General features: G+C 51.2%; 6 protein-coding genes. 5 read left to right on the top strand and 1 reads right to left on the bottom strand.

What is annotated here, in order from left to right:
- Positions 1-184 precede the first annotated feature (184 nt).
- Positions 185-2482, top strand: a complete 2298-nt coding sequence (locus IQ256_RS09035) for a DUF1998 domain-containing protein (RefSeq protein WP_228024709.1) — start codon at positions 185-187, stop codon at positions 2480-2482.
- Entirely contained in the window at positions 2483-4621 is a 2139-nt protein-coding gene (locus IQ256_RS09030) for a UvrD-helicase domain-containing protein (protein ID WP_193855208.1), read from the top strand.
- A gap of 54 nt (positions 4622-4675) precedes the next feature.
- On the opposite strand, the gene mobF is transcribed toward IQ256_RS09030, so the two are convergent.
- The gene (gene mobF, locus IQ256_RS09025; protein ID WP_193855207.1) at positions 4676-8188 is read right to left on the bottom strand and encodes a MobF family relaxase; all 3513 of its coding nucleotides are present in this window, start codon (positions 8186-8188) and stop codon (positions 4676-4678) included.
- A 296-nt stretch (positions 8189-8484) separates the two neighbouring features.
- Between mobF and IQ256_RS09020 the strand changes: the two genes are divergently transcribed.
- The 3 genes from IQ256_RS09020 to IQ256_RS09010 are packed head-to-tail and all read left to right on the top strand — an operon-like array spanning position 8485 to position 10609.
- Positions 8485-9612: a ParM/StbA family protein gene (locus IQ256_RS09020; RefSeq protein ID WP_193855206.1), complete on the top strand. Its 1128-nt coding sequence runs from the start codon at positions 8485-8487 to the stop codon at positions 9610-9612.
- A 49-nt stretch (positions 9613-9661) separates the two neighbouring features.
- Entirely contained in the window at positions 9662-10210 is a 549-nt protein-coding gene (locus tag IQ256_RS09015) for a hypothetical protein (protein ID WP_193855205.1), read from the top strand.
- A 12-nt stretch (positions 10211-10222) separates the two neighbouring features.
- Positions 10223-10609 carry a hypothetical protein gene (locus IQ256_RS09010; RefSeq protein ID WP_193855204.1) on the top strand — a complete coding sequence of 129 codons (387 nt, stop codon included), beginning with the start codon at positions 10223-10225 and terminating at the stop codon, positions 10607-10609.
- The last annotated feature ends 33 nt before the right edge of the window (positions 10610-10642 follow it).

Raw genomic sequence — 10642 nt, 5'->3', positions numbered from 1 at the left:
CTCCCATCCTAGAGGGCCAAAGAAAAAGATACCCAAGCCTAAGTACGACAAAAAGAAGCCGCATGTCTCTACCGCTCGACTACTCGCCAAAGCTAAAGCCGAAAAGAAAGCACCTTGAAAGGGCTGGCTTTCAGAACCTGAAGACTGGCGCATTTGTCGAAGCTGCAACTACGCCATCCAAGCCATGGAGCCCGAAGCGAACACCAAAGCTTGCCCACGCTGTAGCGATGCCATGTGGAGTGACCAAGGCCAGCTACGGCGAATGCTGCGTCTTCGGCAGGTCATGGCCACAACTTCCGACAAAGGTAGCCGCTTCGGCGACGATAGTGAAGATCGCAATTCAGCTTTCTTCCAACGCCATTTACTCGTAGACTTCGACCCGGCCTACCGTGAAAAAACATTTTTAGTCAAAGAGAGAGCCAAAGAACAGGCCAAAGAAAAGGAATTCCCCTTTGGGTTTGAATACATCTCGAAAACCACCTTTCGAGAAATCAATCTAGGCGAATCACTGGCCAATGGAGAATCAGTTTCTCTCTCCGGTCAACGCTTTACCACAAAAGGATTCAAGGTCTGTCACAGCTGCGGCAAAGTGATGCGCGGCAAGGCAGATAAATTCACAGCCAAAGATCATATGATCAACTGCCAGTGGCGAGATAAACCCGAACAGACTAAAGCCATAGACGTACTATATCTCTATCGAGAATTTCGATCTGAATCGATTCGTTTTCTCATGCCAGATGAAAAGTTCTGGACACCCCAGGGACTGCATTCATTCATCGCTGCCTTACAGCTCGGCCTCCAGCGAAAGTTTGGTGGCAAAGTCGATCACCTACGCACGTTAATCAGCGAAGAGCCCCAGCCCAACTCCAGCCTACGTAAGTCATTCCTGTACCTCTACGACAGCATTCCAGGCGGAACCGGCTACCTAAGGCAGCTCATCCGTGACCCTGATTCTCTAGGTGATGTCTTTAATCAGGCGCTGGCCGTCCTCAGATCTTGTGGATGCGACGATGGGTGCTATAGCTGCTTGTTTGCCTACCGCAACAGCTTTGACCAAGACCAAACTAGCCGCAAATGGGCCAGAGATTTGCTCGGCACCATCGCCAAACACTGGCCCCAACTCGAAGAAACCAAAGAAGGACTCTCGGCCATCCGCCTGAACAGCAACTTTGAAAGTGAGCTAGAACGCCGCTTTATCGAAGCAATTCGGCGCTACAGCGGCAAAGCGTCCACTAACAAGACAGACGGAGGAAACTCGCCCCAGCTACGCAACGATATTATTAAAGGTCGAACCGGGTACTTCCTCAAAGTCGGCGAATTCTCTTGGATTATCGAAACTCAGGTTTCGCTAGGCCCAAGCGACGGCGTAGCCATTCCTTCCAGAGCAGACTTCGTGCTCAGACCGGCCTCTAACCGCATGAATAGCCGTCCGATTGTCATCTTCACCGACGGCTGGGAATACCACAAAGACCGCATCGGCGAAGACTTGCAGCAGCGTTTGGCCATCATTCGCAGTGGCCAGTTTCACTGCTGGTCACTGACCTGGGACGATGTCGCCAGTCAGATAGAATCCAATCTCACACCCACCCGTCTAAATGGCCGACTAGACGGCCTAACCTGCCAGCTCAACGCTAAGTTTCTTCAGGGCCAACTCCAGGTTTACCAGCAATATCAATGCACCGACCTACAGCCCTTAGAATCGCTCAACAGCTTTGAGTGGTTGATGACTTATCTAGCGAAGCCAGATGCTGAGCAGTGGCAACGCTGGGCAATGCTGCGAACCTTTGCCCAAGCTAATCCCAGTTCCCTAAAGAGCGCCGCGCTTCATCAGCAATGGTCTGAACAAATCCAGTCTCAGCTAGGCTCAGAACCTCTGGATTACTGGGAGACGCCTGAAAAGTTCTTAAATGCTGAAGTGCCAGTCTCTCCCATGCTGACGATCTGGGGTGCCGCAGACTTGACGCGCCACCAACACGCCGACGCTACCGGCAGCTTTGTCCTGCTGCGGCTAAACGATACGCCATCGGCAGAAACAACAGTTTTGAAAGAGAGTTGGAATGAAACCCTACGACTGCTTAATCTCTACCAGTTTTTACCTCACATCTATGTTTGCACGCCCGCATCAACTTCCTTGAGCGCTGTCTTACTGCCAAAGCTCTTTTCAGCTCAAGCGAAGACCATTGTTCCCGATCCGTCTTGGGAAGAGCTGAAGGCGCTAGTCCTAGAAGACTCGCTGCTACCTGCGATCGCCAAAATGCAGCAGGCCCACTGGCCACTACCCGAGGCTGGATACGAGCTGACGAACTCGCAAGGGACCGTGATTGCGATCGCAGAATTAGCCTGGATTGAAGACCGTCTTGCCATCGTGCTAACTGCTAGCGATCGCGCCATATTTTCCACTAGCGGTTGGCTAGCCATCAGCCCAGAAGAACTATCCAACACCTTCGAGACCATCGCCAGTAAGTTAACAGGAGACGCCTAAATGAGCCTGCAACAAAATTTTCGCCTAGCAATTTCAGACGATTTCTTCGATGCCTACAGCCGACTGCCTCGCAAGGCCCAGGGTAAAATTTCTGAGTTTATCAACCGCTTCCGCCAAGATCCCACCCGCCCCGGCCTCAACTACGAATCCATCCAAGGCAGCAAAGATAAAAACATGAAGTCTGTGCGGATCGATCAGGCGCATCGAGCAATCGTGCTAAAACCCAATAAAGGCAGTGTTTATCTTTTGCTGTGGGTCGATAAACACGATGACGCCTACAACTGGGCAAAACGCAGAACCTGCGTAGTCAACGAAGTATCCGGCGCACTTCAGATTGTTGATATTGAAGAGGCCGCGACGACGGCTGAAAAGCTCAGCCAACAAAATCCTAGCTGTATCACTGGCCGATTTGAAAACATCAAAGACAAACACCTAATGCGTTTGGGCGTTCCTGAAATTTTGCTCCCTGCGCTCCGGCAAGTTGTCACCGATGAAGATGTAGAACAGATTTTACCTCACCTGCCTCGTGAAGCTAGCGATGCCATCTTGATGCTAGCTGCCGACTATAAGCTAGATACTGTTTTCCGTCAGTTAGAAAAATCGCAAGCGCCTCAGCCGATTAATCCTGACGACCTTGAAACGGCCCTACAGAACGACGACAGCTTAAGTCGCTTCATGGTCATCACCGACGATACCGCGCTCGATGAAATGCTCGCTGCCCCTCTCGAAAAATGGCGCGTTTTCCTTCATCCGACCCAACGCAAGCTCGTCGAACGCGATTGGAGTGGGTCAGTGCGCGTCCTCGGCGGAGCCGGTACCGGCAAAACCGTTGTAGCAATGCATCGGGCAAAGTGGCTAGCTCAGAACCGATTTAATGATTCTAGCGATCGCATACTCTTCACTACCTTCACAAAAAATCTAGCCGTCGATATCGAAGCTAACCTGAGATCAATCTGTTCTCCCGAACAAATGCGCCGCATTGAAGTGATTAACTTGGACGCTTGGGTCGCAGAGTTTCTTCGCCAAGAAGGCGTAGATCTTCGCCTTGCCTACGGAGAAGCCTCCGACCAGCATTGGGAAGAGGCATACACATTAGCCCCGACTGAACTAGGCTTTCCTCTCAGGTTTTACCAGGAAGAATGGCGCGATGTTGTTCTATCTCAAAACTGCCAAATCTTGCGCGATTACCTTCAGGCTCGGCGAGTAGGACGAGGCACCCGCTTAAGTCGCAAGCAACGCCAGTCACTATGGCCTGTGTTTGAGGAGTATCGAAATCTGCTCAGAGAACAGGGCCTTCGAGAGCCTGACGACGCGATGCAAGATGTTGCCCAGCTGATTAAAGAAAAGGGAGCAGATTCCTTCCCCTACAGAGCTGTCATTGTGGATGAAGCTCAGGACATGAGTCCAGCAGCTTTCAATTTAATTCGTGCGATCGCCGGAGACTCTGATAAAAACGATCTCTTCATTGCAGGCGACGCCCACCAACGTATTTACGGTAAAGTCGTCACGCTTAGCCATTGTGGTATCGACATACGTGGTCGAGCCCGCAAACTACGCCTCAACTACCGAACCACTGATGAAACCAGACGCTGGGCTACTGCTGTGCTCAATAGCGTCACAGTCGATGATTTAGATGGTGGCGTAGATTCACTCAAAGACTATCGCTCCCTAATGCATGGCGAAGAACCTATCATCAAGGGTTTCCAGACATTTCAAGAAGAAGTAGACTATCTCGCTCAGGTAATCACTGACATACAGTCATCTGAGCACCACACGGCAGGTATTTGTCTTTCCGTCCGCACGAATGCCTTAGTCGATCAGTACTTCACAGCACTCAAGGGAAAAAATATCACCGTCAAAAAAGTTCACCGCAACCAACCAGACAACCCCTCGGACAGCGGCGTCAGATTAGCCACCATGCACCGAGTAAAAGGACTACAGTTCGATTACATGCTTCTACCCGCACTAGGGAAAGACACCATTCCTTTGAACTCAGCCTTAATCCACTGCTCAGACGAAACTGCTAAGCAACACTTTATCGATAGTGAGCGTAGCCTACTGCATGTAGCCGCAACTAGGGCTAAAAAGCGCGTCTTCGTGACGTATTACGACGAGCCTAGTCTCTTGATAGACGCCTGATTTTTTAGCCTGCTTGTAGGACACAAATAAATCAGTAACCTACAAGCAGCTTACTCAATCTCCTATCTCAATACGTTGTCGGGATTGTTTTCGGCTATTCGCTGAATTGGTTGGCTGCTTCTGTTGGCAAGCAGTCAGCGTTTTTCTGATGTAATTCATCGCCTCCTTCGCTCCCTGCATCTCACGAATCTGCTTCACTATCGTGCTGCCCGCAGTCAACATCAGCCAAACTTCTTTTCGACTACGCCCATCCTTAACCGCTGCCCGTCCAACCAATAGATCCAACTTGACAGCATTCTCAGCCTGAACACCCTCACTGTAGTCATTCCATAGCTTGATATAAACCTCACGCTGACTCTTCCCTATCGAGTCAGCTTGCCTCTCAGCTACAACCTGACTCGCCAGGTGTGACTGCTCTACTTCGTCGATAACGGATTCCTGTCCGCCTCGATACTCTCCAGCTTGTTTTCCAACTGCCGCATCGAATCGATCAACCGCTGCTGCGAGTTTATTTCTGTTTTTAGCTGCGCGTTCCAACTGCTCAAAGCCGAAATCAACTGCTTCAACTGCTCTTGCAAAGAGTCCTTCGCATTCGATGAATTCTGATTGCTCAACATACTCTGCAACTGCACAATAAAGTGACTCAACCTGCTGGCTAAGGATGTCGGCAACCAATTCAAGCTCGCCGTCAAACCCTGCATCTCCTGTTCCAGTAAACTCACCCGTTGGCTGAGTTCGCTCACCTCTTCCCGCACGGGTTGAAAGCTCGCCTGCAAACTCCGCCGCAAGGCACTCTCCAACGCCGTCTCCAACACGCTGCCCAATATCTCCACCGTCAGTACTGGGGCCTTCTCCTCCACAATTCTCTTTCTGGGTCTTGCCATACGTCTCTCCTTTTTGTCCTAACAAAACATAATCACTCGCGTTCTCCTTCGCCCTAGAAACCTGCGCCTTGCGAATCAGCTCATGCTTATCTGCCGTGTACAGCTTTAGCCCATGCTTTGCCCGAGACACCGCCACATAAAATGCCTCTCGATTCGTCGTTTTTTCACCCATCAACGCCAGCACCCGTTCAGCCGTTTTCCCCTGACTCCCATACGTCGTACTTACCCAGGCATAATCCACATGCGATCGCCCCGATAAGTCAAACCATCGGCCCTGGCCCAACTCATCCACCGCCATCACTTTCCCAGCGGCATCAATCTCTGCCACAGTGAACTGTTGCCCATTACGTGTTTTCGCTGCCCGGTCATTCTTAGTCCATCGCAGCTTGTCTCCCACGGCAATATTTATGGGTTGAACTCGATAGACTGTTTTGCGATCGCACCGCGCTGGATCAATCTTCAGTAACTGCCCGGCAACCGTCTCCACCACCAGCTGATTAGCTTCCTTATCAACACCTCTCACCACATACTGCTGATACTTCACCAGTCCCTGCTTCTTGTAATCCTGAGTCGGAATCAGTACATCTCCCGCCACATAAGCCGACACATAGCGAGCTTGCACCGTGGTCAAATCCTTTCGCCGCAGACTCAGCAACTTCAAAGCGTCCTCACCCAAACTTCCCTCTGTCTGAAGCGCCTGTCGTAATTGAGCTGTCAGGACGCCCCTTTCCTGATTCGTTCCGGCCAGTAGCAGCGTCTCCTCACGTGCCCCTGGTGAGAGTGAGATATAATCACTAACCATTTGGTTAATTTGACCGCTCAACTTAGGCTCAAGATGCAAACATTCCGCCTGCTCCAGCACGTCAATCCCTCGTGCCACGTTCCCTTCAGAAATCAGCCGCACTGCCAGCTTCAACTCCTCCGTCTTTTGCCGCAAGCTGTGGTCCAACCGAGCCAAAGCAATACCGCCAGCCTGCAAACTTTTGAATGGATTACCGGCTTCTACCGCCGAAAGCTGTTTCGTATCGCCCACCAGCAACACCCTGGCCCCTTCTTGTTGCGCCCGTATCAGCAGCGCGTGAGCATCCTTCATACTCAGCAACCCTGCCTCATCTACAAACCAAATTGCTGGTGCTGTCTCTTCTTCGACTGATGAAACCAGCAATCCCGCTACCGTACTCGTCTCAATCTTCAGCGACTCGCCCAAAGTATGAGCCGCCTCCGCACTCGGCGCGAACCCTCTCACCTGCAAACCTTTATCCTGGGCAATCAGCTTTAACTCATTCAGTGTATAAGTCTTTCCCGCCCCAGCCGATCCTTGCCAAGCCATCACAGAATCTGAACAGGTCAGTGTCTGCAAAATTGCCTGTCGCTGCTCCGCTGTCAGTGGGGACTTTCCCAACAGTTGCTCAATCTCTTCCGGCAAGGCGATCTCCTTTACCTGTCCCTGCCCTCCCTGCATCAATCGAATCGTTTCTAGCTCCAACCGAATCGCCGCCTGAGTGGTCATCCGCGTTTCATCAATCCTAATCAGCTCAGAACTTCCCTCAATCGCCGCCTGTAATTGATCAAAGCTTTGCTGCCCTAGCTGATGCTCCAACGCAAACCGCTCCAACGCAGTTCGTCTGAATACCGCTTCTCGCTCACTGCAATGTGCGATCGCAGGCTCGATATCCGGTTTAGACAGCGTTTTGGACAGAGTGCTTGCAGCCTCTACATCCGAGGCGATCGCTTCAACCTGATCTGCTTGCTCCCATCTCGAATTTGCTGTCGGCAATTCAGGTAGCGCCAATCCTTCTACCTGCGCCAAAGCATTCCATCCTTGCCTCAATTGCTCAGGCTGCATCGGTGTCGGCTTGCGTTTGCGAGACTTCAGCGCCGCCGCCTCATATAGTGCTAGCCGCGATCTCAACACTTGCCCGTCCTCGCTGAAAACTGTTTTCCCCTCTGCTTTCCACAGCGCCACCAACGCCTCAATCTGCTGCCGACGTGTAGAAAACAATTTGAGTAGCTCAGCTGAATAGCCGACTAGCTCGAACTGGCCATGGGCTTTTGGCTCAATGACATAGCCATGTTTTTGAAGCGCGATCGCCAACTCATTCTGATAAATCTGACCCAAGAGTTTCTTGTTTGCGATCGCCTGTTCATTCGCAAAGCTAAACCACTGTCCATCCGGCAGTTGTGTCGCATTCATCACCACACAATGACTATGCAACTGTGGCTCCGCCTCCCGATTTGTCGCATGGGGAAACACCGCTGCAATCAAGTTTCCTGTTGTCAGCCGTTGCCGACCCATCTCAGTTGAGATCCTAGTCTGTGCATACCGCTCTTCCAACACAGACAATGCCTTCGCCACCGCCTGATGATGCGCCGCCAACACCCGCTCATCCTTCTGCACCAACGCCGCAATGCTCACACTCTTTGGCGCACTAAAGGTAAAGTCCGTCGCCGCTCGCCGCTTCTTCGGGTCAATCTCCTTTCCCGAAAGCACCTCACCATTCGGTCCCGTCCCGCTCAGTAGCTCACCAAATACCGCCTTCTCCACTGTGCCAGTTAGCCCTAAATTACTGGCACCCTTCCCTAGCCAAAACGAAGCCTCATGCTGCTCCTCCTCGGTGTAGTAGTCATCTTTGACGAAATAGTTCTCGGCCTGGGCAGCCGAAAGATTGCTTGTAGACAGCATGGCAATTCGCGTCTGAAACGGTGCGAATAAGTAGTCGAAACAATAAAAATCCTTAAACCGATTGCGCTGCGGGGTTTACGAGTTTTTTTGCCAGCAATCTGGCGTCCTGTGTGGTATTTCCGGCGAAGCCCCCAAAAGGGCGTAGCACCGTAGCCGAGATTTACCGCTCACCTCAACAATATAACCAATATTTGCAAAAAATAATATTTTGGTTAAACGTATATTTTTATTAACCATGAAGAACCGAATCTATGAGGCCGCGATTAATATTGCGGTGTAGCTCGCTTCAAAATGCTATGACACAAATTACTGTGGGTACGCCCACTATTCACCTTGCTGGAGACATTGGTGCTTCAGCCTCTAAGTTCTTCTATCGGGTTCACCCCGGACAGGCTGTGCCACTTTGGATGGATGCTGCCGTTGCCAATGGTCTAAACGAATCGGCTTTACCTAGCATCGGCAGTAAGCATCGCCCTCAAGACAGTGCCTGGTTAGAGATCGGTTCGGAAATCGTTTTGGTTGGAGAATCAGCTAAGGCCTTTTTGGATAACACTAGCTTGAGTGCGAACAAGTCTGACAAGGCAGCTTACAAAATTGCAGCAGCACTCGGCGTTATCGCTGAACTAGAACAGTTGCCTAGCCATTACAAAGCCTTCGTTTGGCTGCCCTTACCGCTAACAGAAATTAGAACCCGCGAGCAGATCGCTGCTAAGTTCTACGATATCTGCGAACAGGGCTTCATCTGCCGCGATCGCCAGCAGGACGTACAGCCGATTCTAAAGTTCTTCCCTGAAGGCTTTGGACTTTATCTCAACCGCAAAAAGCAGCTAGAGAAAAGTAGTCAATCTATCGCCGGGCGGCGGACTCTCATCCTAATGATGGGGCATCGTAACCTGTCCATCCTCTGTTTTGAAGGCGGATCTCTTCGCGCCGGTCGCTCTAATTCTGATGGCCCTGGCTTCTGGCCCGCCTTTGAGAAGGCGACTCGCTCAGCCGGGGTACCGCCGACTGACTATGCTGGACTGATGTCTGCACTCGTCACTAGGAAGTCCCAGCAAATTTCCCAAGCACAAGCAGGGCTCTTCGACTTTGGAACCTACGCCAACTTCGTCCGACAAACTTATTGGCAAGCAGTCAGCGTCTACCTACAAGACAATTTGCTAGGACAGCTCACTGATGGGACAGTAGACATCATTCTCAGCGGTGGCGGTGCTGGCATCATTCAATCAGAGATAGCAGATTACTTTGAGTCCTTGGGATTGAGCGGTCGCCTAGTCTACGCAGACCAACTACAGCCTCAGCTAACCGATGTGGTTAGCCAGTTACCAGAAGCTGCTCAGAATTCGTCGATTCCGTTACGAATGTCTGACTGCTATGGTCTATTCCAAGGACTTATCGGTAAACTAACCAAAGTACCTACCTAACAAACCAAGCTGCTGAATCCTGAAAACTTTAGTTCCACTCGCATTCACCATGGCTCGTCCACGTTCTCCCCATAGCACTAGTGACCGACAGCGTATCCAGTTTGCTTACAACGCAGACCGCAGTACGCCAATTGGGGAAACTTTCAAGTATCTTTTGAAAAGCGACAAGTTGCCGAGTCGAAAGGGTAAGCATAAGGGCTTGGATGCGATCGCAGCATTCTGGCAACCGTTTGCCTATCAGGAAAAGGAAGAGTTGAGTGATGAGGAGAAGATTGCGATCGCACAAGAATCTATCGATACCTTATCCCAACAAATCGATCTCATCCGCGAAACCTTCGGCATAGAGGCTCCTCAAGCACCGACAGCCAATCCAGCTCAGCTTCAGCAGGAGATGCGCTCGGTTGCAACAGCAGTCGTTCAAGAGTTTGTCGCTAGTGGTGCATTTCCAGCATCAGCGGTTGAGAATGTCACCGCTCAAACAACCAACGCTGTTAGCAATGCTGTCTCGAAACCAGCACCCAGCATCAATGAGGGCGTTGACTTCGATGAGGAAGCCCTACTCGGCGACCTCTTTGACAACTCCGAAATTGCCGCGTAGGTAGGGAATTCCATGGGGCTAGAACCGAAGAAACCCAGCAACGAAGCGGGCAAAGCCGCAAGGCAGCAATATTTAGATTTGGCTAGGCGCGTTACCGGCGAAGCTAATCTGGACTACAACACGCTCTACCACCGCTTTGCCGAAAATGACTGGGCTGCTGTCAAACTCGATGATGCTGTCGCATCACTGTCGATTAGGTCGGGGAACTCACCCAAGCAAACGGTCGGCATTCTCCATCAAAGCCCCTATCTTCAACACCAGGTGCATCAACGCAGCGTGCCTTTAGCACCGATGAGCCAGTACGTGCGCTCTACGGTGCTAAAGACCGTTCAACAGCAAAAGCAAGCACAGTCTCAGCAACGGAGTCCGTCACGAAGCTCCGAGATCGAACAGAACTAGTAGCTGTCTGCGCTTGCGACCTAAGCAAACAAT

The organism is cf. Phormidesmis sp. LEGE 11477, from assembly GCF_015207105.1.
Classification (GTDB): Bacteria; Cyanobacteriota; Cyanobacteriia; order Phormidesmidales; family Phormidesmidaceae; genus Phormidesmis.
Note: the sequence above shows the minus strand (reverse complement) of the source record. Positions and strands in the feature narration are given on the sequence as shown.

Bases quoted from the DNA above. Each gene is read 5' to 3' on its own strand.
- IQ256_RS09035 (WP_228024709.1), top strand. From the start codon at position 185: ATGGAGCCCGAAGCGAACACCAAAGCTTGCCCACGCTGTAGCGATGCC.
- IQ256_RS09030 (WP_193855208.1), top strand. From the start codon at position 2,483: ATGAGCCTGCAACAAAATTTTCGCCTAGCAATTTCAGACGATTTCTTC.
- mobF (WP_193855207.1), bottom strand. From the start codon at position 8,188: ATGCTGTCTACAAGCAATCTTTCGGCTGCCCAGGCCGAGAACTATTTC.
- IQ256_RS09020 (WP_193855206.1), top strand. From the start codon at position 8,485: ATGACACAAATTACTGTGGGTACGCCCACTATTCACCTTGCTGGAGAC.
- IQ256_RS09015 (WP_193855205.1), top strand. From the start codon at position 9,662: ATGGCTCGTCCACGTTCTCCCCATAGCACTAGTGACCGACAGCGTATC.
- IQ256_RS09010 (WP_193855204.1), top strand. From the start codon at position 10,223: ATGGGGCTAGAACCGAAGAAACCCAGCAACGAAGCGGGCAAAGCCGCA.